General features: G+C 64.7%; 18 protein-coding genes. 9 read left to right on the forward strand and 9 right to left on the reverse strand.

Annotated features, from left to right (window positions below; genetic code table 11):
- Window positions 1-2: 2 nt before the first annotated feature.
- On the reverse strand, window positions 3-689 hold the full coding sequence (locus tag AC0L2H_RS10575; RefSeq protein WP_473590140.1) for a GntR family transcriptional regulator: 687 nt from the start codon (window positions 687-689) through the stop codon (window positions 3-5).
- 163 nt (window positions 690-852) lie between these two features.
- Here AC0L2H_RS10575 and AC0L2H_RS10580 point away from each other — a divergent pair, with 163 nt between their 5' ends.
- From AC0L2H_RS10580 to AC0L2H_RS10620, 9 genes are all read left to right on the forward strand, one after another.
- The gene (locus tag AC0L2H_RS10580; RefSeq protein ID WP_473590141.1) at window positions 853-2,229 is read left to right on the forward strand and encodes an aspartate aminotransferase family protein; all 1,377 of its coding nucleotides are present in this window, start codon (window positions 853-855) and stop codon (window positions 2,227-2,229) included.
- Between the two features lie 217 nt (window positions 2,230-2,446).
- Window positions 2,447-3,505 (forward strand): TMAO reductase system periplasmic protein TorT, encoded by a 1,059-nt coding sequence (gene torT, locus AC0L2H_RS10585; RefSeq protein ID WP_473590142.1) that lies wholly within the window; start codon window positions 2,447-2,449, stop codon window positions 3,503-3,505.
- A 177-nt stretch (window positions 3,506-3,682) separates the two neighbouring features.
- Window positions 3,683-5,170: a sugar ABC transporter ATP-binding protein gene (locus tag AC0L2H_RS10590; protein ID WP_473590143.1), complete on the forward strand. Its 1,488-nt coding sequence runs from the start codon at window positions 3,683-3,685 to the stop codon at window positions 5,168-5,170.
- Entirely contained in the window at window positions 5,167-6,201 is a 1,035-nt protein-coding gene (locus AC0L2H_RS10595; protein ID WP_473590144.1) for an ABC transporter permease, read from the forward strand. Before AC0L2H_RS10590 ends, AC0L2H_RS10595 begins: the two co-directional genes overlap by 4 nt.
- Entirely contained in the window at window positions 6,198-7,193 is a 996-nt protein-coding gene (locus AC0L2H_RS10600; protein ID WP_473590145.1) for an ABC transporter permease, read from the forward strand. The genes AC0L2H_RS10595 and AC0L2H_RS10600 overlap by 4 nt, the downstream gene beginning before the upstream one ends.
- A 23-nt stretch (window positions 7,194-7,216) precedes the next feature.
- Window positions 7,217-9,277, forward strand: coding sequence for a hydantoinase/oxoprolinase family protein (locus tag AC0L2H_RS10605; RefSeq protein WP_473590146.1), 2,061 nt, complete (start codon window positions 7,217-7,219; stop codon window positions 9,275-9,277).
- A gap of 10 nt (window positions 9,278-9,287) precedes the next feature.
- Complete coding sequence (locus AC0L2H_RS10610; protein ID WP_473590147.1) at window positions 9,288-11,087, forward strand: hydantoinase B/oxoprolinase family protein; 1,800 nt, start codon at window positions 9,288-9,290, stop codon at window positions 11,085-11,087.
- A gap of 78 nt (window positions 11,088-11,165) precedes the next feature.
- Window positions 11,166-12,086, forward strand: a complete 921-nt coding sequence (locus tag AC0L2H_RS10615; RefSeq protein WP_473590148.1) for a DMT family transporter — start codon at window positions 11,166-11,168, stop codon at window positions 12,084-12,086.
- Between the two features lie 169 nt (window positions 12,087-12,255).
- A complete protein-coding gene (locus AC0L2H_RS10620) occupies window positions 12,256-12,864 on the forward strand; it encodes a YkoF family thiamine/hydroxymethylpyrimidine-binding protein (protein WP_473590149.1) in 609 nt (202 codons plus the stop codon).
- Between the two features lie 18 nt (window positions 12,865-12,882).
- Here AC0L2H_RS10620 and AC0L2H_RS10625 read toward each other — a convergent pair whose 3' ends face one another.
- The 8 genes from AC0L2H_RS10625 to rbsK form a co-directional block, all read right to left on the reverse strand.
- Complete coding sequence (locus tag AC0L2H_RS10625; protein ID WP_473590150.1) at window positions 12,883-13,974, reverse strand: DUF2218 domain-containing protein; 1,092 nt, start codon at window positions 13,972-13,974, stop codon at window positions 12,883-12,885.
- Window positions 13,967-15,973 carry a Fe(3+)-hydroxamate ABC transporter permease FhuB gene (fhuB, locus tag AC0L2H_RS10630; RefSeq protein ID WP_473590151.1) on the reverse strand — a complete coding sequence of 669 codons (2,007 nt, stop codon included), beginning with the start codon at window positions 15,971-15,973 and terminating at the stop codon, window positions 13,967-13,969. The genes AC0L2H_RS10625 and fhuB overlap by 8 nt, the downstream gene beginning before the upstream one ends.
- Window positions 15,966-16,862: an iron-siderophore ABC transporter substrate-binding protein gene (locus AC0L2H_RS10635; RefSeq protein ID WP_473590152.1), complete on the reverse strand. Its 897-nt coding sequence runs from the start codon at window positions 16,860-16,862 to the stop codon at window positions 15,966-15,968. Before AC0L2H_RS10635 ends, fhuB begins: the two co-directional genes overlap by 8 nt.
- 4 nt (window positions 16,863-16,866) lie before the next feature.
- Entirely contained in the window at window positions 16,867-19,053 is a 2,187-nt protein-coding gene (locus tag AC0L2H_RS10640; protein ID WP_473590153.1) for a TonB-dependent siderophore receptor, read from the reverse strand.
- Window positions 19,054-19,189: 136 nt separating this feature from the next.
- Window positions 19,190-20,074: a helix-turn-helix domain-containing protein gene (locus AC0L2H_RS10645; RefSeq protein WP_473590154.1), complete on the reverse strand. Its 885-nt coding sequence runs from the start codon at window positions 20,072-20,074 to the stop codon at window positions 19,190-19,192.
- Window positions 20,075-20,189: 115 nt separating this feature from the next.
- Window positions 20,190-21,017: a 3-methyl-2-oxobutanoate hydroxymethyltransferase gene (locus tag AC0L2H_RS10650; protein ID WP_473590155.1), complete on the reverse strand. Its 828-nt coding sequence runs from the start codon at window positions 21,015-21,017 to the stop codon at window positions 20,190-20,192.
- 1 nt (window position 21,018) lies between these two features.
- The gene (rbsD, locus tag AC0L2H_RS10655) at window positions 21,019-21,480 is read right to left on the reverse strand and encodes a D-ribose pyranase (protein ID WP_473590156.1); all 462 of its coding nucleotides are present in this window, start codon (window positions 21,478-21,480) and stop codon (window positions 21,019-21,021) included.
- A 22-nt stretch (window positions 21,481-21,502) separates the two neighbouring features.
- On the reverse strand, window positions 21,503-22,459 hold the full coding sequence (rbsK, locus tag AC0L2H_RS10660; RefSeq protein ID WP_473590157.1) for a ribokinase: 957 nt from the start codon (window positions 22,457-22,459) through the stop codon (window positions 21,503-21,505).
- Window positions 22,460-22,470 lie beyond the last annotated feature (11 nt).

Raw genomic sequence — 22,470 nt, forward strand, 5'->3', positions numbered from 1 at the left:
GCTCAGGCGGCTCCGGCCTTGACGTCGTGCCTGCTGATGAGCCGTTCGAGGATCACTTTTCCACCTTCCGTTATGTCGGCGACAATCGCCCGCTCGGCGGCATCGGCATCCTGTTTCTCGACGGCCGCAAGCACCGCATAATGGTTCTCGATCAAGGCACGGCCGCCCTCATGATATGATTCCGCGATCAGCGGTCCCATCTGCAGCCAGAGCCGGTTCAGTATGCCGCGCAGCACCACCATATCGGCGATGTCGGCGAGCGCGAAGTGAAAGGTCTGGTTGAGCGCCAGTCCCTCCGTCCAGTTTTTATCGGCGATCGCCCGTTCGTTCAACGCAATAAGGCCGCGCAGATGTTCGACATCCTTGGCGGCCGCCTTGAGCGCGGCTTCCCGCGCGGCCAGCCCTTCGAGCTTCAGCCGGATCTGGCGGATTTCGCGATAGCGCCTCAGCGTGATGATGGGAACGCGCACCTCGCGCGCCGATTTCTGCACCAGCGCCTCGTCCTGGATGAGCCGCAGGATGGCGTCCCGGACCGGCGTCACGCTGGTTCCGAGCGACTGCGCGAGGTCGCGGATGGTGAGCCTTGCATCCGGCGCGAACCGCCCTTTGATCAGCGCTTCGGCGACACGGGAATAGACCGTTTCGCCGAGGTTCTCGCGTTCGAGAGTCTCGAAGCTGAAAGCCTGCATTACGTCTCCGCCCCGTCCTCGCCAGCCCACAGGAAAGGGCTTGACACTATATCTTATAAGAAACATGATGCATCAAACAGCATAATGCAAGAGGGAACGCCAATGCGCGCCAAGTGGCGCGCAGGTGCGGGAATATCCCTGGAAGCAGGCAGGACAGGACCTCATGGACGCACGACCGAATTCGCCCGAAGCCCGCGACATCAACTACCACATGCATGGCTACACCAATGCCCGCAAGCATCAGGAGTCCGGGCCGCTGGTCATCGAGAAGGGCGACGGCATCTATGTCGAGGACCTGGCCGGCAACCGCTACATCGAGGCCATGGCCGGCCTATGGAGCGTGGCGGTGGGCTTTTCGGAGAAGCGGCTGGTCGAGGCGGCGACACGGCAGATGGCCAAGCTCCCCTTCTATCACGACTTCGGCTCGAAATCGCATTCGCCGCTGATCGATCTGGCCGAGAAACTGGTGCAAATGGCGCCAGTGCCGATGAGCAAGGCGTATTTCACCAATTCCGGCTCCGAGGCCAACGATACGGCCATCAAGATGATCTGGTACCGGTCGAATGCGCTTGGCCAGCCGGCGCGCAAGAAGATCATCAGCCGCAAGCGGGGCTATCATGGCGTCACCATCGCCGCGGCGAGCCTGACCGGCCTGCCCAACAATCATCTCTCTTTCGACCTGCCGATCGCCAATGTGCTTCACACCTCCTCGCCGCATTATTGGCGCGAGGCGCTGCCGGGCGAGAGCGAAGAGCAGTTTTCGAGCCGGCTTGCCGACGATCTGGAAAAGCTGATCCTGGCCGAGGGACCGGAAACCATCGCCGCCTTCATCGGCGAGCCCATCATGGGCGCTGGCGGCGTCATCGTTCCGCCGGCCGGCTATTGGGCGAAGATCCAGGCGGTGCTGTCGAAATACGACATACTGCTCGTCGCCGACGAGGTCATCTGCGGCTTTGGCCGGACCGGCGAGATGTTCGGCTCGCAGACTTTCGGCATCAGGCCCGACATCATGGTCATGTCGAAGCAGATTTCTTCGTCCTACCTGCCGATCTCGGCGCTGCTGATCAACGAGAAGGTGTTCGAGCCGATTGCCGATGAAAGCAATCGCATCGGCACGTTCGGGCATGGCTTCACCGGCGGCGGCCATCCCGTCGCGGCGGCGGTCGCGTTCGAGAACCTGAACCTGATCGAGGAACGCGACCTTGTCGGCAATGCGCGCACGGTCGGTGCGCATATGCAAAAACGGCTGCGCAAACTGGCTTCACATCCGCTCGTCGGCGAGGTGCGCGGCGTCGGCCTGATCGCGGCGGTCGAACTGGTCGGCGACAAGGCGAACAAGACGCCCTGGGGCGCAGTCGGCGCGCTGGGCGGGCTGGTCAACGGCTTCCTACAGCAGAACGGCGTGATCTCGCGCAACATGGCCGATGCAATCGCCTTCTGTCCGCCGCTGATCATCACCGAACCGCAGGTCGACAGCATGGTCGATGCATTTGAAAGATCGCTCGAGGCCGCCGCCAGGCAGGTCGGATCGCCGACCTGACCAGACTTTCGCGGGCGGGCCGCAACCTCTATCGACAAGGCTCGTCGCTGCGTTGACACATAAGATATAAGATGTAAGTTGTGTGAAAGACCCGAAGAAGCCAACGAAGAAGTGGCGCGACTGAATACAAAAACCAGGTGAGCGCCGGTCGACGCCTTCAGTCGCCGGACGCAAAGAAACGACCGCAGGGGCGGTTAAGCAAATGGGAGATTTCCAGATGAACGGACTGAAGAAAACACTGGCCCTGGCCGTGTCGGCCACGATGCTGTCAGCCGGAATGGCGCAAGCCGCGGACTGGTGGCCCTTCAAGATCGCTTCCGCCAAGGACGGCGACCTGAAGAAGATCGAGGAAATCGAATACAAGCCGCTCGAAAAGGCCGAGAAGCCCTGGAAGCTGTGCGTGCTTTTCCCGCATCTGCAGGACAGCTACTGGGTCTCGGTGGATTACGGCATCGTCGAGGAAGCCAAGCGGCTGGGCGTCAAGGTGACGGTGCTGCAGGCCGGCGGCTACACCGCCTTGCCGAAGCAGATTTCGCAGTATGATGACTGTGTCGCCTCAGGCGCCGACGCGATCCTGATCTCGGCGATCTCGGAAGCAGGCGTTGCCGCCAAGATCGGCGAGGGCATGGGCAAGGGCATTGTCAACATCGCCGTCGCCAACCCGATCCTGGAGACGCCGATCACCGCCCGCATCACACCCGACTTCTTCCAGAAAGGTTTCCAGACCGGCGAATACGTGAAGAAGTATCTCGGCGACAAGCAGGGCTCGGCGGTGGCCTTCCCCGGGCCGCAGGGCAGCGGCTGGGCCGAAACCTACATGGACGGTTTCCGCGAGAGCACCAAGACCGGCAACGTCAAGCTCTTGGCTGAGATGTTCGGCGAGGCGAGTGTCCCGGCACAGCTCAAGCTCGTCGAGGACGCGCTGCAGACGCATCCGGACGTCAACGTCATCTGGGGTGGCGCGCCCACGGCCGAAGCGGCGATCGGCGCGGTGGCGGATGCCGGCCTCAGCAACGTGACGATCATGTCGTCCTATGAGAACCAGACGATGCTGAAAGCGGTCAAGGACGGCTCGGTGCTTGGCTTCGCCACCGAATATCCTGTCATCATGGGGCGCATCGGCGTCGACCTCGCGGTCCGCGCCCTGGAAAAGAAGGAGCACGAAAAGGTGCTTCTGGTTGCTCCCGGTATCGTCACCAAGGATAATATCGACAAGATCGATACGACCCAAATCTTCGCGCCGGACAGCTGGCGCCCGGAATTCTCGGTGGAGTAACATCGGGCCACTATGGCCTAACCTGGCTGCTTCTTCCGGGAAGCGGCCAGGCGCCGCCGGCTTCAAGCGCATCGCTAGCAAAATGATTCAGCCGATGCGCTTAAGTCCTTGTTTTTGAGCATGTCGGCCAAAGTCGCCGCCTAATTTGGGCGAGATGCTCCAGGGCTTTATGACGAGATGCTGGAAGTAACCGGATTCACCAAGAGATTTCGCGGCATCGCCGCGCTGGACAATGTCGACTTCTCGCTCAACGAGGGCGAGGTGCACGCGCTGCTTGGCGAGAACGGCGCCGGCAAGTCGACGTTGATCAATCTCATTGCCGGCACGTTTCCCTGGGCCGAAGGCGTCTATCGGATCAATGGCCGCACGATCACGAGCCTCACTCCGCAGATCGCGCAGGAGATCGGCATTGCCGCCGTCTTCCAGGAATTCAGCCTGGTTCCCGACCTCACGGTGCTGGAGAACATCTTCCTCGGCCGCGAGCAGTCGGGCAGCCTCTTCCTCAAGCGGCGGCAGATGCGCCAGGCCGGCACCGAACTGCTCGACGGGCTCGGCTTCCACTTGCCGCTCGACGAGAAGGTGGCGTTCCTGTCGCGCGCCCAGAAACAGATGGTCGAGATCGCCAAGGCACTGCGCATGCGGCCGAAGGTGCTCATCCTCGACGAGCCCACCGCATCGCTCACCGACGGCGAGGCCGAAAAGCTCTTCCATGCCGTGGCGTTGCTCAAGGGCAGGGGCGTCGGCATCATCTATGTCTCGCACCGCATGAGCGAGATCCGCAACCTGTCCGACCGCGTCACCGTGCTGCGCGGCGGCAAGAGGATCGGCACCGTGGTGACGTCGGAGATTTCGGACGAGGGGCTGATCGAGATGATGGTCGGCCGTCCGGTCGAGCAGCTCTTCCCCAGCATCGAGCACAGGCCGGGCGCGGCCAGACTTGAAGTCCGCGACCTGACCACGCAGGACCATTCCGTCATCGCCGCCTCTTTCGTGGCGCGGGCAGGCGAGGTGGTCGGCCTCGCCGGTCTCGTCGGCTGCGGGCGCAGCGAGCTTTGCCGTGCCGTCTTCGGTCTGGAGACGATCGAGGCGGGAACCATCACCGTTGGCGACAAGACCGTCGCGCGTCCCACGCCAGCCTCCATGCTGGCCAGCAAGGTCTGCTATTTCCCGGCCGACCGCGGTTCGGAAGGACTGGCCATGGCCCGCTCTGCGCGCGAAAACGCGACGATGAGCTCGCTCGACCTGCCGGCCTTGTCGGCCGGGCCGGTGCTGAAGTTCTGGCGCGAGCGCGAGGTGATCAAGGCGCCGCTGGCCGACCTTGCGCTGCGGCCAATGGCGCCCGAACGCAAGGTCTCGGCCTTTTCCGGCGGCAACCAGCAGAAGCTGATGCTGGCGCGCGGGCTGATGCGGCCCTTCGATGTCTATCTCTTCGACGAACCGACGGTAGGCATCGATGTCGGCGCCAAGGTCGATGTCTACAATCTCATCAAGTCACTGGTGGAAGCCGGCGCCTCGGTCGTCGTCTCGACCTCTGAATTGCCGGAGCTCATCAACCTCGCCTCGCGCGTCTATGTCATGCATGAAGGCAAGGTCGTCGCCGAACTCGGCCAAAGCGAGCTGACGGAGGCGCAGATCCTGTCCCATTATTTCGGAGGGCGGGCGTGAGTTCGGAGCAGGCAACGATGGCCCCTTCGGGCGCGGCCAAACCCGCGGAGCACCGGTCGAGCCTGCTCGACCGCTTTCTCATGCAGGGCGGCATCGTCATCACGTTTCTCATTGTGGCGGTGGTGGCGACGGCGCTGGTCGAGCCGCGTTTCCTCAACCGGCTCAACCTCATCAACGTCATGCGCAATTTCGCACTCCTGCTGATCCCGTCTCTGGCGCAAATGCTGGTGATGACGGCCGGCGGCTTCGATCTGTCGGTCGGCGCGGTCGTCGCAATCTCCTCCGTTGTCACCGCTGCTGTGATGCTCGTCGGCAGCGGCTATTTTCCGGACATGGAGATTGCAATCATCCTGCTTTCGCTGGTTGCCGCCATCGGCGTCGGGGTCCTTGTCGGGTTGACCAATGCCGGGCTGGTGGCGAGCCTCTCACTCTCGCCCTTCATGGTGACGCTCGCCATGATGTCGGTGCTGATGGGCATAGCGCTCTATTTCACGCAAGGCATACCGATCTATGGCGTCGCCCAATCCTTCATCACCGGCGTCGGGCGCGGACAGTTTCTCGGCCTGCCGATCGTGCTGCATGTCGCGCTCGTCGTGCTTATCGGCTGCATCGTCATGCAGCGCTTCACCGCGCTTGGAAGGCATATCTACGCGGTCGGCAGCGATTTGCGTTCGGCGCGGCTGTCCGGCGTGGCGACCGGCCGGACGCTGGCGATCGCCTATGTGCTTGCCGGCATCCTTGCCGCGCTGACGGGATTCCTGATGACATCGCGGCTCGGCTCCGGCCAATCGACCATCGGCGGCACGCTGGCGCTGGAGACCATTGCCGCCGCCGTCATCGGCGGGGTGTCGCTGCGTGGAGGCGTCGGCCGCGCCGAGCATGTGGCGCTTGCCGCGCTCTTCCTCGCCGTGATCGCCAATGCGATGAACCTGGTCCAGGTCGACAGCAAGTATCAGACGCTGGTGCTCGGCGCGGTGCTGATCGTGGCGCTCGCCATCGACCGGCTTCTCCTCAGAAAGCGGCAGGCATGAGCACACCCTCAGGCGCCAAGGCCCAGTCGATCGGCCCGTTCTCCGGCGGCGCCGTCAAGGACATGCTGCTCGCCGCCCGCCTGCCGATCGCCATCGTCGTTACGCTGGTGCTGTTCGGCATGGTCGAGCCGCGGGTGCTGTCGCTGGGCAATTTCCGCAACATTGCCATCCAGGCGAGTTATCTCTCGATCTTCGCCATGGCGCAGACCATGGTCATCCTGACGCGCGGCTTCGACCTGTCGCTGGGCTATACCGTCTCGCTGGTCAGCGTCGCCGCTTCGATGGCCATGGTGGCGATGGGCGGCGGCGATGCCTCGATCCTCTACGGCATCGGCACCGGCGTGCTGATCGCGGCCGGCATCGGTTTCGCCAACGGGCTGCTGATCGCCGGCATCGGCATCAACCCGCTGGTGACGACGCTCGGCATGGCCAATATGGTGATGGCCCTCGCCTCGACCATCAGCGGCGGCTTTCCGGTCACCGGCCTGCCGCGCGGGCTAACAGCGGAATTCGCGCAAGGCTCGCTGCTGGCCATTCCGATCCCGATCTGGTTCGCCGGGCTGGTTTACGCGCTGCTCTTCCTGACGCTCAAGGCGACGAAGTTCGGGCGCAGCCTCTATATCATTGGCGCCAACCCCCGGGCAGCAATTGCGGCCGGTATCCGCACGCTGCCGGTGCTGGTGCTCGCCTATACGCTGTGCGCGGTGCTGGCCGCAGTCGGCGCGCTGCTGCTCACCGCCCGCACCGGCTCGGGCGAACCCAATCTCGGCGGCAATCTTACGCTGGAAGCGATCGCCGCCGCTGTCGTCGGCGGGGTGCGGCTGTCGGGCGGCGAGGGCGGCGTCGGCGCGGCCCTGCTCGGCGCGCTGTTCATCACCGTGCTCTCCAACGGCATGAACCTTGTCCAGATCGACGGCTATCTCCAGCAGATCTGCCTCGGCGTTATCATCATCGTCAGCCTGATCGTCAATCGCGACGTCGCCAGGCGCTGAAACCCTTCTTTTTGAGGACATGCATGACCTATCAAGTTTGCATCGACATTGGCGGCACCTTCACCGACTGCCTTGTCTCGAACAGCAAGGGCGAGATCGCCATTTTCAAGTCGCCGACGACGCCGGGTGAGTTCGAAAAGGGTTTCATCGACGTCCTGCATGTCGCGGCCGAGGGCTATGGCCTGCAGCCCGCCGATTTCATGAAGAAGATAGAGCTCGTTGTGCATGGCTCGACGGTGTCGACCAACGCGCTGGTCGAGCGCAAGACGGTCAAGGTCGGCCTTGTGCTGACCGAGGGCCACCAGGACATCCTCGTGCTGCGCGAGGGGCCGCGCAAGGGCGCCTTCCAGTGGCGCCTCGATTATCCCGATCCCTATGTGCCGCGCCATCTGACCAAGACGGTTGCCGGCCGCATCGACGCGCGCGGCCGCGAGCTTGCGCCGTTGTCGCTGGACGACGTCCGCAAGGCTGCGAGCGAGTTCCGCAATCTCGGCGTTGAGGCGGTTGCGGTCGGCCTGCTGTGGTCGGTGGTCAATCCGGCCCACGAGCTCGCGGTGCGTGCTGTCCTGGAACAGGAATTGCCCGGCATTCCGATCACGCTCAGCCACGAGATCAATCCGATGCCGCGCGAGTACAAGCGCATCATCGCAGCCGCCATCGATGCCTCGATCAACCCGATCGTGCGCACCTATATCGAGAAGCTGAAGACGGCGCTCGACGAGGAAGATTTCGCGGGCGAACTGCTGCTCGCCAACTGCGTCGGCGGCATGATGCCGCTCGCCGACATGATCCGCAAACCGATCTACAGCGTCATGTCGGGACCGACGCTGGCGCCGATGGCCGCACTTGCGCTGTCCGACGAACCCGACATCATCGTCGGCGACATGGGCGGCACAACCTTCGACGTCTCGGCGCTGCGCGATCACCAGATCATCGTCACGCCCGACAGCATGATCCACAATGACTCGCTCGGCATCCCCAAGGTCGATGTGCGCTCGGTCGGCGCCGGCGGCGGCTCGATCGCCTTCGTCGACGAGGGCGGCCTGCTTCGGGTCGGCCCGCGAAGCGCCGGCGCGCGGCCGGGGCCGGCTTGCTACGGCAAGGGCGGCACCGAACCGACCGTCACCGACGCCAATGTCGTGCTCGGCATCGTCGACCCGGACTATTTCCTCGGCGGCAAGATGAAGCTGGAACGCGAACTCGCCGAAGCGGCCGTCGACAAGATCGCCGAGCGGCTCGGCGTCACGCGCGAGCAGGCGGCCTACGCGATCTACACGACCAGCAACCACAATATGGTCGCGGCGATCGAGGAAATCACCGTGCGCGAGGGCATCAATCCGCGCGACAGCTTCTTTGTCTGCGGCGGCGGCGCCACCGCCATCCACATCGCCGAGATGGCCGACATTCTCGGCCTCAAGCGCTATATGGTTCCGCGCTTCATGGCGGGCCTCAGCGCCTTTGGCGGCCTGATCTGCGATATCCGCAACGAGGAAAGCGCTGTCCTGCTGACCTCGGACGCCAATTTCAACGTCGACGGCGTCAACCAGGCGCTGAAGCGGCTGCGGCAGACCGGAGACAGTTTCCTCGCCGAGGCCGGCGTGGCGCCGGAAAACCGGCAGTTCGAGTTTTCGTTCCTCGGCCGCTACGAGTACCAATCCTTCGAGATCGAGGTGCCGTTCGAAAGCGAGGGCGGCACGCTGTCGGCCGACGACCTGCCCGGACTGGTCGAGGCCTTCCACAAGATGCATGAGCGCATCTATTCGATCCGCGCCGACAATGATGTGGTCGAATTTACGGCGTGGAAGCTGCGCGCCATCGGCAAGCGCTCCGGCCAGGATCTCTGGCAAAAGAACACGCTTGCGGTCCAATCGGGCGACATCAAACCCAAGGCTCGGCGCGGCATCTACCAGCAGGAAAGCGGACGGGTCGAAACCGTGCCGGTCTACGAGATGGCCGAGCTTGGCGCCGGCGCCCGTCTCGCCGGACCTTGCCTGGTCGAGGCCGAGACCTTCACCGCCTACCTGAAAAACCAGCACCAGGGCGAAATAGACCGCTACGGCAATCTCGTCGTCAACATCGCGTGAGGTAACGACCATGGACGCCATCAACAAAGCTGAGCTCGACGTCGCGGAGCGGCGGGTGGATCCCTTCCTGATGTCGGTTCTGAAGAGCCGCTTCGAGGCGATCGTGCGCGAGATGACGCTGGTCGTCATGCGAGCAAGTCGCTCGGCGGTGATCAAGAACGCGCGCGACTTCTCCTGCGCCATCCTGACCTACGACCACAAGCTGGTCTCGGTCGAGGACGCGCTGCCGATCCATGTCATGTCGATGGACATGGCGACGCGGCCGCTGACCGAGCTCTTCGACGACATCACGCAAGGCGACATCTTCCTCAACAACTGCCCCTATACGGGCGGCACCCACCACGCCGACCTGATCATGACGATGCCGGTGTTCCATGAGGGCGAGCCGCTGTTCTGGGTCGTCGCCCTGTCGCACCACGCCGATACCGGCGCCCCGGTGCCGTCGACCTATCTGCCCTTCGCCAAAAATATCTTCGAGGAGGGCATGCATTTTCCCTGCGTGCGGGTGGCGCAGAACTATCAGGAGAAGAAGGACATCCTGCGCATCGGCACCATGCGCAACCGCGTGCCCGATATGTGGCTGGGCGACGTGCGCGCGCAGATCGGCGCCTGCCGCACCGGCGAGCGCCGTATCGGCGAACTGTTCACGCGCTATGGCCGCGACACGATCATGGGCTTCGTCGAGGACTGGTTCGACTATGGCGCGCGCTGCGCCAAGGCGGCGATCGCGAAGTTGCCCGCCGGCAGCTACAGCTATGAGACGCGGCACGACCCGGTGCCCGGCGTGGCCGACGAGGGCATCCCCGTCCGGCTCACCATCCATGTCGATCCGGCCAAGGGCGAGATCGTCGTTGACGCGCGCGACAACATCGACAATGTGCCAGGCGGCCTGAACCTGTCCGAAAACACCGCCACCGGCTCCTGCCGCATCGGCGTCTTCAACAATCTGGACGAGAGCATCCCGCACAATGAGGGCGCCAAGTCGCAGATCAAGGTGCTGCTGCGCGAGGGAAGCGTCGTCGGCAAGCCGAAATATCCGGTCGGCACCTCTGTCGCCACCACCAATGTCAACGACCGGCTTATGATCGCCGGCAATTGCGTCTTCTCGCGGATGGGCGCGCCATATGGGCAGGCCGAGAGCGGCTCGCATCTTCCGGCCGGCGTCGGCGTCATCTCCGGCGAGGACCCGTTCAAGAACGGCAAGTCCTATGTCAACCAGGTCTTCGTCGGCTATGCCGGCGGCGGCGCCCGGCACGGCTATGACGGCTGGCTGACCTATTGCGGCCCGGCCAATGCCGGCCTCATCCAGCTCGACTCGGTCGAGGTCGACGAATCCATGTATCCGATCGTCATCGAGCGGCGTGGCGTGCTGCCGGGCTCACAAGGTTTCGGCGAGTTCGAAGGCGCGCCGGCGACCGGCGGCGTCTTCTATCCGCTCGACCACGACATGACGATCGTCTACGCCGCCGACGGCACCTCGTTTCCGCCGCGCGGCGTGCTGGGCGGCGGCGACGGCAAGGAGAGCGAGTCTATCAAGGTGCGTGGCGGCGACAGGATCGTGCTGCCGGCGTTCAGCGAGGAGACGATCGAGGACGGCGCCAGGATCGAGTTCACCGCTTGTGGCGGTGGCGGTTATGGCGATCCGCTGAAACGCGAGCCGAGACGCGTCGTGGCGACCGTCAATCGCGGCTGGCTGAGCCGGGAGGACGCCGAGACAGTCTATGGCGTGGCGTTGATGGATGCGGCCGAGCCCGGCCTGCTGATGGTCGACGAGGCACGGACGGCGGAGCTTCGCGCCAGCCGGCGCTAATTGGAGAGTAAGCCGGCTTTCTGCGCTGAGACCGGAAAGGGGAGGGCGCCTGGCCAAGGCTGGGTGCATGATGCGGCCATGCATGAAGATCGACCGTCTTCGCGACGATTCCGCCTGGCGGATGCCGCGCTGCTGCTGCTTGCCGCGGCGATCTATGGCGGCATCTTTGCGGTGAACCGCCTCGCCGCGGAAGCGCTCTGGCCGCCGATGGGCTTTGCCTTTCTGCAATCGCTGCTGGCGGGTATTGTCCTGGCCTTCCTGGTGGTGCTGAGCGGACAGTTCGCCCTGTCGGCGGCGCATCTGCGCGCCTATGTCGTCATGGGCGCTTTGGTCGTCGGCCTGCCGATCGGCATATTGGTCAAGGCGGCGGAGCATCTCGATGCCTCGGTGCTCACGCTGGTGCTCTGCCTTTCGCCCATCCTCACTCTCTTGATCGGCGTGCTTGCCGGGATAGAACGTTTCGACCAGCGCACCTTGCTCGGCATGTTTCTCGGGATAGCGGGCGTGGCGGTGATCATGGCGCCGGGAGCCGGCGTCATCGGCGCTGGCGGCGTGTTCTGGTTCCTGGTCGCTCTTTCGGCGCCGCTGATGTTCGCCGCCGCCAACAATTGCGCCAAATGGCTGCGGCCGGCGGATGCCACGTCAGCCGCCATGGCTGCCGGAACGCTGCTCGGTGCCGCGGCCGTGGCAGGCGTGGTGATGCTGGTCCTCGGCAGCGCGGTGCTGCCGCCCGGCGGCATTATGTCGGGGCTGCCGCCGCTCGTCATCGCCACGGTGATCAACACCGTCTTCTTCTGGCTGTTCTTCACGCTTGTCGAGCGCATCGGCCCGGCGCGCTTCTCGCTGTTCAACTATCTCGCGGTGGCGGCGGGAATTCTGTGGAGCCTGGTTTTCTTCGGCGAGCAGCCGGGCGCGCTCTTCTGGCTGGCGCTGCTGCTGATGATGGCCGGGATGTACCTGGCGCTGTCGCGCAAGGCCGGGCCGGCGGCTGCGGAATGATCCTGCACATGCGACGTCATGTGAACGCCCGCCGCTTGCGCACGCCGAACGCCGGTGTTAGGTCTGCCGCATCGACAGGGGCGCTCCGTATTGCCGGGGCTGAGACATAAGGCGCCAAGCCTTCGGTCCCTCAAGCTGATCTGGGTAATGCCAGCGGAGCGAGGCGACCATGTTTTCAGGTGCACAGATTTCCCTCTATCCGATGTGCGACGATTTCGTCGGCGTCATCCTCGGAGCGCTTTCGGCGTTCGATCCGTACCGGGCGAATTTCCGCATCGAGACCGACGACATCTCGACGCTGATCGTCGGCCCAGCTGAACAGCTTTTCCCTGCGATGCGCGATCTGTTCGCCTCGGCGGCGGCAAGCGGCGTGCATTGCGTTCTGTCGGCAACGGTGTCGCGCGGCTGCCCCGGCGAGCCCGACGATCCGATCTGCACGCCGATTTCCGGCGGCAGCCACGAGCTGCCGCTGGCGGAGCGCATCGGCGCGGCGCGGGCACATGTCGACGCTGCGGAAAGGCTTGGGCAAGAGGTCACCGCGCAGTTCTCGCTTTATCCGCTCGGCGAAGGCCACCATATGGACGAGATCTACGGCTGCATCGACTTCCTCAAGGCGTCCGGCGTCTTCGATAAATCGAAGAACTTCTGCACCAAGCTGAGAGGCGATGCCGGACCGGTGTTCGCGACGCTGTCGGAGGCGTTCCTTCGCTTCGGCGCACCGCAAGGCCATGTCGCGCTCGACCTGACCGTATCGGCGAACAGCCCGAGCTTGCGGTAAGCAAATCGAACCGGGCGGTCAGTCTGTTCGCGCGGTATCGCCTTCGTAGCCGCAGCGCCAGTAGGCGACCACGAGATGCGCGTCGCGCCCAAGCTTCCGGTCTTGCCTCAGGTGGGAGCGGATGGCGCGGAAGCTCTTGTGCTCGCAGCCGGCCCAGGCGAACACGCTGCGCCCGTCTTCGGGCCAACGGACCTCGCGGACGGCATCCTGAAGCAAGGTCGATTTGCCTGGGGCCACGCCGTTCCTGTGCAGCCACTTTATGTCCAGCGAGGCATCCGAAACCAGCTCCTGTTCCTCGCCGCCATCGGCGACTTCGATGCGGATGACGGCGTGCATACCTGCCGGCAGTGTCTCGACGATGCGGCCGATCGCGGGCAGGGCGGTCTCGTCGCCGGCAAGCAGGCACCAGTCGGCCACGGGGACGCCGCCGCCACCCGGCCCGGTCATGCCGACGATGTCGCCGATCCGCGCATTGGCGGCAAAGCGCGCGCCGGGCATGCCGTCACCATCGTGCAGAACGAAGTCGATATCGACCTCTCCCTTGTCGACGTCGATGCGGCGGATCGTGTAGATGCGCACGTCCGGCCGCCGTTCCGCTTCGGGCCATGCGGGGCGGCCATCCTCGCCGGTGACGGGCCAGGCGGGCACGGCGCCATCCCTTGGCAGCAGCAGGCGGACATGAAGCCCGCCCGTCGCGAAGCGTCCGAGGTCGCTGCCGGCCAGGGTCAGCCTCCGCATATGCGGCGTCACGCTGGTGGTCCGCACAACGCGCATCTCGCGGAAATAGGGCAGTGGCTGGCCCGCCGCGCCATCGCCACGCCAGACGATGGCGGGGTTCTCCGCCGAAGCGAAATGCAAAAGATGTTCGGCGATGGAGAGTTTCACATAGGCCAGTGATGTTTCGTCATTGCCCTCGGCGAAAACCCTTAGGCAGCGCTGGCAGGCTTCCATGCTGGCCGAACCGAAGGCCGTGTCGATGCGACTGCAGGCGCCGTCGATGGCGACGTCGCCATGATCGGCAAAATGTCTGCAAAGCCGCTGCATGATGTCTTGCGGACATGACAGCGCGATCTCGGCGGACGCCTTGAGGTTTCTCGGCATGTCAGCCATGACGCGGCACTCCTTTTGCGAGCAGATGGACGAGATACGGTCCGCCAAGCAGCGAGGCGAACAGGCCGACGGGCAACTCGTATGGAAAGGCCGCCATGCGCGACAGCCAGTCCGATACGATCATCAGCAGCGCACCGACCAGCACCGCGCTGGCGAGGTGAGCGCGGGCGCGGGCAAAGCCGGCCAGCCGTGCGAGGTGCGGCGCGATGAGGCCGACAAAGCTCAACGGTCCGACGAACATCGCGGCAAGCGCGGTCAGGATCGCGGCGAGAACGATCTGCGTCAGCCGGCTGTTGGCGACCGGAAGGCCGAGCCCTCGCGCGGTATTTTCGCCGAGCGGCAGGATATCGAGCCAGCGGGCGGCGAGAAACAGCGGCAAGGTCAGCAGAACCAGACAGGCGACCATGGGCCAGGCATCGCCGCTGGTCGCCTGGCTGGTCGAGCCGCTGAGCCAGCGCAGCAGGACGTAGGACTGCGCATTTCCCATCGCGATGGCTGCGGTGATGACGGCGCTGCACAGCGCGCTCATGGCGACGCCGGCAAGCAGCAGCCGCTCGGCGCCGAATTTCGCCCGCGCACCGATCGCCAGCATGGCGATCAACACCGCCAGCGAACCGAGCACGGACCCAGCAAATTGCCAACCGGGCGCGGCCGCCACGCTGAACGCCAGCACCGCGGTCAGGCCGGCGCCGGCGCCGGTGCCGACACCCAGCACCTCGGGGCTTGCCAGTGGATTGCCGGTGATGCGCTGGATCACCACGCCCGCCGCTGCCAGCATGGCGCCGGCGGCCGCCGCCACGCCGATGCGCGGCGCGCGCCAGGCGGCGAGATCAGAAAGCATGTCGCCGCCGGCGACCGACCAGCCCGCCGGCCCACGCCCGAGAAGGAGCGCCACCCCGGCCGCGAAAAGCACCGCCAGAAACAAAAGCAGGATGATGAGCCGAGGACGGGCAGCCTTGCGTGGGGAAGGGCTGTTCGCACCGAGATCAGGCCATTCGAGCATGCGCAGCCTCGGCAGCAGCCAGAGCAGAACGGGGCCGCCCAGAAGTGCGGTGCCGGCGCCGGTCGGAATGCGTTCGCCGCCAGTGCCGGCCGCCAGTTGCACCAGCCCGTCCGTCAGCCACAGCAGGATGGCGCCGATCAGCGGCGCGGCGAGCAGCTTTTGCCGCAGCGTTCGCGCGCCCGAAAGCGCGGCGAGCGCGGGCGCCGCAAGGCCGACGAAGCCGATGACGCCGACCTCGGCAACCACGGTGGTGGCCATCCATACGGCAAGCGCAATGACGAGAAAGCGGCTGCTGTGACGGGCAATGCCGAGACTGCGCGCCGAGGCGTCATCAAGGCCAAGGATCGTCAGCGGCCTGAGCAGCAACAGGGCGGCGACGGCGCCGACCGCAAGCCTGACCGCCAATGCGATGGCCGGTCCCCAGTCCTGCTGGGCCAGCGATCCGCCGCCCCAGATAAACAGCGAGAACAGATAGTCGCCATTGGCGAGGATCAGGGCGGCGCTGATGGAGCTGGCGGTCAGCGCCACCATCATGCCGGCAAGCACCACGGAGACGGGCTCCAACCCGCGCCGCCAGGTCAGCGACAGTACCAGCAGCACCGCTGCGATGCCGCCGGCAAAGGCGACCGGCCTTTGCGACCGCTCCATCAGGAACGGCGCGTAGACGGAAGCCGCCGTCATGGCCAGTTGCGCGCCGGCCGAAATGCCGAGCGTCGACGGTTCGGCAAGCGGGTTGCGCAACACGCGCTGCAGCAGCAGGCCGGAGAGACCGAGAACGGCGCCGGCCAGCACTGCCACCGCCGCCCGCGGCAGCGTGCTGTAGAGAAGAACGACACGGTCGAGATCGATGCCTTTGCCCGGCAGCGCCGTCGGCCACCGCATGCCGACACGCCAGGTGAACAGGAGTGCCGCCACTCCGGCCAAAAGACCCCAGAGCGCGATCGGCGGCAGCGCATGGCCAGTCGTGGCGGGCTCGGTCATGGCGCGGTCAGCCATGGGCCTGCCCGGCAAGTGCCATCGTAGCCAGGCGTGCGAAGCGGCGCGCCGAGGGCAAGCCGCCGAAATGATTGATCGGTTCCAGCACGGCGACACGACCTTCGCGGACCGCCGGCAGTGCGTTCCACAAGGCATTTGCGGGCAGCGAGCGGCCGACATCGGCCGGCAGCGGCGAGACGACGAGGATCGATGCGTCGGGAACGCGCGCCAGCGCTTCCAGGCCGACCGGAGCGGCGGCGCTGTAGTCCGTCTCGCCAGTCCAGGCATTCTTCATGCCGAGGCGCTGAAGCACGTCGCCAAACATCGAATCCCGGCCGAAGGCGCGGAAATGGCGTGAATCGCCCAGGCTGATGACGAAGACCGGCCGCCCGGTGGTGGCCGGCAACGCGGCGCGTAGCTGGGTGATCTCGACGGATGTCTCGTCGACATAGCGCTTCGCCTCGGCCTGTCGTCCGAGCCTTTCGCCAAGCGTCAGCGCTGCTGCCTCGGCCAGAGGGTAGGGTGGCACGCCGGGTGTGTAGACCGCTTGCGCAAGCACTGGCGCGATGCGCTCAAGCATGGGGCGCTGATACTCATAGAAGTTGGAGATGACGATGAGATCCGGCGCGACGATGCGTAGCAGCTCGTAATTGGGCGTGCCGCGCAGGCCGAGGTCGGTCACCGATCGAGGGACGATCGGCTCGACCGCGATCTTGCGGAACTGGATGAGTTCGGTCGCCGCGACCGGCTCGATGCCGAGCGCCAGCACGGTTTCCAGCATGCCCCAGTCGATCGCCGCGACGCGCAGCGGCGCTGCCCTGGCAGCGACCGGCGGCAGCAGAGTGGCGGCCGCCAGCGCAAGCACCTGCCGGCGGGTGGGGAAGGGGATTATCGCCGGCGGATTTGGCACAGAACTACCAAGTGGTGTGAGCCTTCAGCTTGAACGAGCGGCCTTCACCGTACGAGCAGGTCGCGATCGTCTGGCAGCTTGCGACATAGGTCTTGTCGAAGAGGTTGGTGATGTTGAGGTCGACACCCCAGTTCTCCTTCTCGTAGCCGAGCTTCAGATCGGCCAGGGTGACGGCCGGGACCTTGTACTTGTTCAGGTTGTCGGCCCATGAGGAGCCGAGATGGCGCACGCCGGCGCCGACCGAGATGCCGTCATACCAGCCGCCGCGCAAGGTGTAGTCGACAGACGCCGAGGCCATGACTTCGGGCACGATGAAAGGCGTCTTGCCGATCAGCGAGGGGTCGTCGCTCTTGGTGAAGTCGATATCGTAGGCGGTCAGCGCCGCGGTCACCCTGAGATCCTCGGTGACGTTGACCTTGCCTTCGAGCTCGACACCGCGCGAGCGGATCTCGTCGGCCTGGACCTGGGCAAAAGGATCGGTGTCGCTTGCTATGGCCACGTTCTGGCGGGTCAAGTCGAAGAGCGACAGGGTGAACAGGCCGTCGATGAAGGTCGGCTCATATTTGACGCCAACCTCGTATTGCACGCCTTCTTCCGGCTTGAACAGGTCGCCGTTCGCGTCGGTTCCGATGATCGGGTTGAAGAAGGTGGCGATGCTGGCATAGGGGGTGACACCGTTGTCGAATTCATAGGCGAGACCGGCGCGGCCGGAGAAATCGCCGCCGGTCCTGCTCTGGGTGCTGGAGGTCGGACTATAGAAGGTCGGACCGTTGTCGGCTTCGAGCCAGGCCCAATCATAGCGGCCGTTCAGCGTCACCAGCCAGCCGTCGCCAAACCGAAGCTGATCCTGCGCATAGAGGCCGAGCTGCTTTTGCGTCAGGTCCTGGTTGAGATAGCTGACGCGCGGCGTCAGTGGCGAGCCGTAGACAGGGTAGAAGGCATCGATGGGATTGTCATAGTTTGGATCGTAGAGACCGGACGACTGCACCTGGTCGATGTTGTAATATTTGAAGTCCAAGCCGGCGAGGATCGTATGTTCGATCGGGCCGGTCACCACCTTGCCCTCGATCTGGTTGTCCAGGAGGAAGGTTTGCGCCTGAGTGTCATGGTCGAAATTAATGCGGGCCAGATCTGTGGGCCCTCCGATCGTTGACCAGCCGTTCGGGTAGACGCTGACCTCCTTGATGTCGGCGGCGGTGAAGCGGGCATTGGAACGAACGGTCCAGTCATTGTTGAAGGTGTGTTCGAACTCGTAACCGAGGGATCCCTGCTCGCGCTTGTAGAGGTCGATCGACGGTTCGGTGAAATTGGCGTCGCGGTCGATGCGGCCATAATTTACGCCGCCGACAATCCTGTCGACGACGGTCCCTTCGTAGGGCAGGAAGCTGCCGCCATTGTGGTTCTCATCGATGTGGCTGAAATTGGCGAGTACGGTCAGCCGGGTCTGATCGTCGGGCTGCCAGGTGATGCTGGGCGAGATAAAGCCGCGCCAGCCATCTTGCAGGTCGCTGTAGGTATCGCCGCCGGCGACGCGGCCGTTGACGCGATAGCTGACCACGCCGTCGCTGGCGACGTCGCCAATATCGAAGCCGAGATAGACATTGCCGGCATCGTTGACGCCGGTCTCGACATAACGCTGCCTGCCGTCGGGACGCTTGCTGACATAGTTGACGATGCCGCCCGGATTGCTGCCGCCATAGAGCACCGAGGCCGGCCCCTTCAGCACTTCGATGCGCTCGAGCCCGAAGCTATCGACATAGAAGCCGCCAAAGCCGTAGCTGAACAATTGCAGGCCATCCATGTAGACGCCGGTGGCCGTCGCGTCGAAGCCGCGGATGAACAGCCAGTTGGTGTCGCTGTCTGGACCGAAGGGCTGCGCGAAAACGCCGGCCGTATATCGCAGCGCCTCGTCGATCTTCTGCGCGCCCTGATCGTCAATTTCCTGTCGGCCGACCACCGAGACGGATTGCGGGATCTCCTTGAGTGCGGTCGCGGTCTTGGAGCCGGTCGTGGTCTTCCTGGCGACGACGCCGTCGACCGGTCCGGTCGCGCTGTCGCCGGCATCGCCCTCGACCACCACGGGTTCGAGCTGGGTGGCGGTCTGCGCATCCTGCGCGAACGTGGTCATGGGCGTGATCATGGCAATGGCGGCGCCTGCCAAAAGCAGCTTCATCCGGCAGATTCTGTTCATAAGGCAACCCCCAGGTTCTCTAGACATATACCTGACTGTTTACTTCAACTTATCAGCGGATCATTGGACGGATTTGCGCGGTTTGTCGGTTTTTGTCCAAAAGGCCGACATTGCTGCGTCCTGCTGCGGGGAAATGTCATTGGCGCCGGTGGGCGGCCATCCAGGCGCCAGGCGTCAGCCCAACGATGGATTTGAATACCCGCGTCAGATGCGCCTGATCGAAAAAGCCGGTGGCTTCGGCGATATCACCGAGTGACGCCTGTTCATGCGCCATCATGGCCTGGATCTTTTTGACCCGCGCCTGCATCTGCCAACGGTGCGGCGGCACGCCGGTAGCCGCCTTGAAGGCATGGCTTGTGGCGCTTTCGGACAGCCCGGTCAGCCCGGCGAGATCGGCGAGGCGAATCTTGTCCAGGCAATGCGCGTCGATATAGTCGGTGACCAGGCGCAGCTTGCGGCGGGACAGCGGCGCGCGGCACCGTTGTCCGTCCGGTCGGCCGATCTCGAAAAGCCCGGCGAACAATGCGTTCAGCAGGCCTTCGCCATAGAGGTCGTGCATCGGCAGGCTGCTGTCGCATTCGGCCGCGATCAGGCCGGCGAGTGCTGCGATCCGGTCGTCGCAAAACTGGAAGCGCGACACATGCAGGGCTTCGCGGTCGAGGCTGCCGCCGAAACGGCGTGTCAAAGCTGCCTCGTCGAAGTGCAGATCGAGATGCTTGATGCGGCGCAGGCCCTCGACCCGACCCCTGATCGGCACGCCCGCCGGTATGTAGGCCATGGAAAATGCCCGGTCGTGACGACGCAATTCGCCCCGCATGCCCTCGACGAAAAAGGCGCCGTCGCCATCGACCTTCAGCGTCACAAAGAGCCGGGGGTCAGGAGACACATAATAGCCCTCAGCTTGCTCCCCGCACGAAACGTCCCAGAGGTCGGCGACGACGCCGTCCCAGACATGCCCCTTAAGGCCGCCAATGACGGAAAAACCCTGAATGCGACTTTCCATGCGCGGAGCGAAGGCCACGTCGTTTCCCTGTGATGGCATGATCCTCGGGCCTTGATATATTTCATGACAGAAATTATCAAGTTTTACCGAGGTCAAACAGAAACGCAGTGAGCGGCGTCGGGCGAAATCGATTCTATCGTTGTGTGTCCAGGCGCGCGCGAAATTCCTCGAACTCCGCCTCAGTAATGCCGGCGACTTCGGCTTCATTGGGATAGCTGCCGCTCGCGACGTCCTTGCGGAAGTCCGACAGCGCCTCGACCCGCGCGTCCCTGACCGCCCGGTGCAAGGCGGCCAGGTTGCCCCAGGCACGCGCGTGGCGCGGCAGCCGGGCGCTCTCGCCGCAAATGTCGGAGGTGAACAGGAAGATGACATCCGCCTCGGTGCCCGAGCCGAGCGAGACGGTGACGAGCGACGTGCGGCGGTTGATCTCGGCCATCACCTGCGCCGCGATGATCTCGCATTCGACGGCGAAGGCGCCGGCATCCTCGAGCCGCCGGAAGCGGTCCCATAGTTCAAGCGCCTCGGCCGAGGTCTTGCCGACCGCCCTGATGCCGCCGACCCAGGTGGATTTGCGGGGTACGAAGCCGAGATGACCCATGACAGGTATCTGTTCATTGGCGAGCAGCCGGACGCTGTCGTGGCCACGCCCGGTGATCACCGCATCGGCGCCTGAGGTGATGGCGCCAAAGGCGGCGCGCAGGATCTCGTCGCTGGTGACGGCGTCGGCGAAGCCGAGGGCAGCGGTGACAAAAACGCGGCGCGAACCTTCGCGTACGCGCAAAACGTTGGCGGCGCGGCAGACGACCATCTCGACGCCGGCGGCCTCGGCGGCCGCAGCCTCATCGGCTGTCTCGGCCGTCACCTGGGCGGAATGGCGCCCGGTGCCTTTTAGCGCGCGCAAATCCGCCACGGTTACGCTGCGCTCGACCTCGCGGCCGCCGAAATCGAAGATGCGCGGCATCTCAGCCTTTCATCTTTTTGGCGTAATACTCGGGCGCCACGACACCGGGCTTGGAGAACCAGGCAGGCACGTCGACGCCTGAGTAGAGCAGGATGTTGCCCCACGGATCGAAGGCGCCGGTGCGCACGATGACCTTGGCCTTCGCCGCCATCTCGCCGAGGATGGTCTCGTGCTTCGTCGTCTCGAAATCGGCGTCGGGAAACAGCCGCTTCAGCTTGGCCAGCAGCGGTGCATTGTGCACCGGCAGCGTATCGGCATAGCCGACGCGCTCGGCGATGAAACTGGCGGCGATCGGCGCCAGCACGGTCTCCAGGTCCGGCACGTCAGGCGAGATGGCGAGGTCGATGCGCCAGGCGCTCGACGGAATCGGAAAACCCGCGTCGCAGACGATCATCAGGTCGCCATGGCCCATCGAGGCGATGGCGTGCGCCAGTTCGGCATTGAGCAGCCGGTTTCGGTTCATGTCGTTTCCTTCTTTGTTGTCTTTAGGGCCATGTTGTCTTCAGGGCCTGGGCGTAGAGCGCGTCGGCCTTGGCTCGCTGGGGCAGACCGGGAATGACGCCGAGTTCGGTGCAGGCGATGGCGCCGCAGACGACGCCGAAGCGGACCGCCTCGATTATGTCGCGGCCTTCGGCGAGCGCCACCGCGAAACCCGAATTGAACGCGTCGCCGGCGCCGGTCGTGTCGACCACATTGACAGGCACTGCCGGCACCATCACATCGAGTTCGTCGGTCAGGATCAGCGCACCGTTGCGGCCGAGCGTCACCACGACGTTGCGGACACCGCGGCGGCGCAATTCGCCGGCGAGTTCGCGCGAGGAGCGCGGGTCATCGGCCGGCAGGCCGAGTAGAATGCGCAATTCGCTCTCGTTCGGGGTCAGATAGTCGACGGAGGCGAAAATCGTGTCGGGAAGCTGGCGTGCCGGGGCGGGATTGAGGATGGTGCGAGCGCCATGCTTGCGGCCGAGTTCCATGGCGCGGGCGGCGGCGGCGATCGGCACCTCCAGCACGGTCATGACGACGTCGCTCTCGGCGATGCGCTGGTCCGCCGTGTCGACGGTCGTGGCGTCCATCAACTCGTTGGCGCCCATGTCGAGGATGATGAAGTTCTCGCCCTTGTCGTTGAGGATGATGAAGCCGACGCCGGTGGCGCGCTCGGTGCGCGTCGTAACCAGGCTCGAATCCACGCCCTCGGCGGCATAGAGATCGGTGGCAATGCCGGCCAGCTTGTCGGTGCCGATGATGGCGACCAGCGACGAGGCGGCGCCCAGCCTTGCCGTGGCGACGGCCTGGTTGGAGCCTTTGCCGCCCGGCCCCATGTCGAAATCCGTGCCGAGCATCGTCTCGCCGAAAATCGGCAGCTTGGGCGCCCGCATGGTCAGCCCGACCGCGAAACTGCCGACGATTGTGATCTTTGGGGCTATCTGGGGTCTGCTGGTCATCAATGCCTCGT

This window comes from Mesorhizobium sp. WSM4871 (assembly GCF_055811295.1).

What these genes read in the sequence shown, in the direction of transcription:
- AC0L2H_RS10625 (WP_473590150.1), bottom strand. Translation starts at nt 13,974, where the DNA reads ATGGCTGACATGCCGAGAAACCTCAAGGCGTCCGCCGAGATCGCGCTG.
- AC0L2H_RS10605 (WP_473590146.1), top strand. Translation starts at nt 7,217, where the DNA reads ATGACCTATCAAGTTTGCATCGACATTGGCGGCACCTTCACCGACTGC.
- rbsK (WP_473590157.1), bottom strand. Translation starts at nt 22,459, where the DNA reads ATGACCAGCAGACCCCAGATAGCCCCAAAGATCACAATCGTCGGCAGT.
- AC0L2H_RS10650 (WP_473590155.1), bottom strand. Translation starts at nt 21,017, where the DNA reads ATGCCGCGCATCTTCGATTTCGGCGGCCGCGAGGTCGAGCGCAGCGTA.
- AC0L2H_RS10580 (WP_473590141.1), top strand. Translation starts at nt 853, where the DNA reads ATGGACGCACGACCGAATTCGCCCGAAGCCCGCGACATCAACTACCAC.
- torT (WP_473590142.1), top strand. Translation starts at nt 2,447, where the DNA reads ATGAACGGACTGAAGAAAACACTGGCCCTGGCCGTGTCGGCCACGATG.
- AC0L2H_RS10640 (WP_473590153.1), bottom strand. Translation starts at nt 19,053, where the DNA reads ATGAACAGAATCTGCCGGATGAAGCTGCTTTTGGCAGGCGCCGCCATT.
- rbsD (WP_473590156.1), bottom strand. Translation starts at nt 21,480, where the DNA reads ATGAACCGAAACCGGCTGCTCAATGCCGAACTGGCGCACGCCATCGCC.
- AC0L2H_RS10610 (WP_473590147.1), top strand. Translation starts at nt 9,288, where the DNA reads ATGGACGCCATCAACAAAGCTGAGCTCGACGTCGCGGAGCGGCGGGTG.
- AC0L2H_RS10575 (WP_473590140.1), bottom strand. Translation starts at nt 689, where the DNA reads ATGCAGGCTTTCAGCTTCGAGACTCTCGAACGCGAGAACCTCGGCGAA.
- AC0L2H_RS10615 (WP_473590148.1), top strand. Translation starts at nt 11,166, where the DNA reads ATGCATGAAGATCGACCGTCTTCGCGACGATTCCGCCTGGCGGATGCC.
- fhuB (WP_473590151.1), bottom strand. Translation starts at nt 15,973, where the DNA reads ATGGCTGACCGCGCCATGACCGAGCCCGCCACGACTGGCCATGCGCTG.
- AC0L2H_RS10600 (WP_473590145.1), top strand. Translation starts at nt 6,198, where the DNA reads ATGAGCACACCCTCAGGCGCCAAGGCCCAGTCGATCGGCCCGTTCTCC.
- AC0L2H_RS10590 (WP_473590143.1), top strand. Translation starts at nt 3,683, where the DNA reads ATGCTGGAAGTAACCGGATTCACCAAGAGATTTCGCGGCATCGCCGCG.
- AC0L2H_RS10620 (WP_473590149.1), top strand. Translation starts at nt 12,256, where the DNA reads ATGTTTTCAGGTGCACAGATTTCCCTCTATCCGATGTGCGACGATTTC.